Annotated in this window: 1 protein-coding gene; it reads left to right on the top strand. The window is 62.4% G+C overall.

The genetic code is table 11. The annotated features are described in order from the left end of the window. Nucleotides 1-996: phospholipase D family protein (locus tag EN780_RS39255; protein WP_189557039.1), on the top strand; the 996-nt coding region annotated here is incomplete at both ends.

Here is a 996-nt window from a genome sequence, read left to right as displayed (position 1 = left end):
GGCCAGCCCTATCTTGACGAGCTCCGCCCTGGCCGTCTCGAAGATGTCCGGCTCGCGTTGTTTGCGACCTATTCGGTCGATCTCTCCGCGGTGGCCGCAACCTTGCTGGCCTTGATCGGCCGCAACAACGAGCAGGGCAGCGGCACTGCGATCGACTTTGCTCAAGCGATCGAGAAGCTGCGCGATCGAGTGCGGATCGTCGTTCAGCGCGGTCGCATTGCCCGCCCGAAATTCCTTCCTCGTATCGCCGGAATCCTCGATCAGTTCGTGGTTGAGCAGCATCACGACGAGGAAAACCGGAGCTGGCATCCGAAGATCGCACTCATTGCCTATGACTGTCCGGGTGCCCGCGTTCGCTGGAAGCTCTGGATTGGCAGCCGCAATCTGACGCGCTCGCGCGATCTAGACGTCGGCATTTTGCTCGATGGCTCTGCCCAACGCGCAAAAGGGCGCGCTCGGCTGCGTGGGGTCGGCGCGATGGGCGCGAGCTTGGCGCGCGGCGCGAAGCGGTCTGATGCTAACGCGCTAGCCGCTGAATTGGATAGTCTTTGGTGGGAGCCGCCGGCGGGCTTGTCGATACGCGCATTGCACGATGGCCTTGACGAGGAGGCTCCGCTGCCAGCCGGCCCGCCGGCGGGGGATATCGACAGCTTAACGATCATAAGCCCGTTTCTATCTCCTGACTTCATCAAGGCTGCTGGCGCATGGGGACCGGATGGCGCAAGAACCTTGATCTCCTCGATGCCTGCGCTGGTCGAGATGGCCAACAGGGCGGGCAAGCCTTTGTCCGGCTTCTCAAGGGTTCTTGCCTATGCCGCGCCTGAACTCAGCTTCGAGGAGGACACCGCAACCCTGCCTGGCGAAGATGAAGAGCCTGCCCCCCTCGCCCTCCACGCCAAGCTCTACTGTTTCGGCATGGGCGACAAGACCATTTTGAGGGTGGGAAGCGCCAACGCCACTAGCCGGGCTTGGTCTGGCGAGAACTCTGAGATCATG

Origin of the sequence: Mesorhizobium sp. M4B.F.Ca.ET.089.01.1.1 (assembly GCF_004022605.1) — a bacterium.
In the GTDB taxonomy this organism is placed as follows: domain Bacteria; phylum Pseudomonadota; class Alphaproteobacteria; order Rhizobiales; family Rhizobiaceae; genus Mesorhizobium; species Mesorhizobium abyssinicae.
This window is presented reverse-complemented; position numbering and strand designations above follow the sequence as displayed.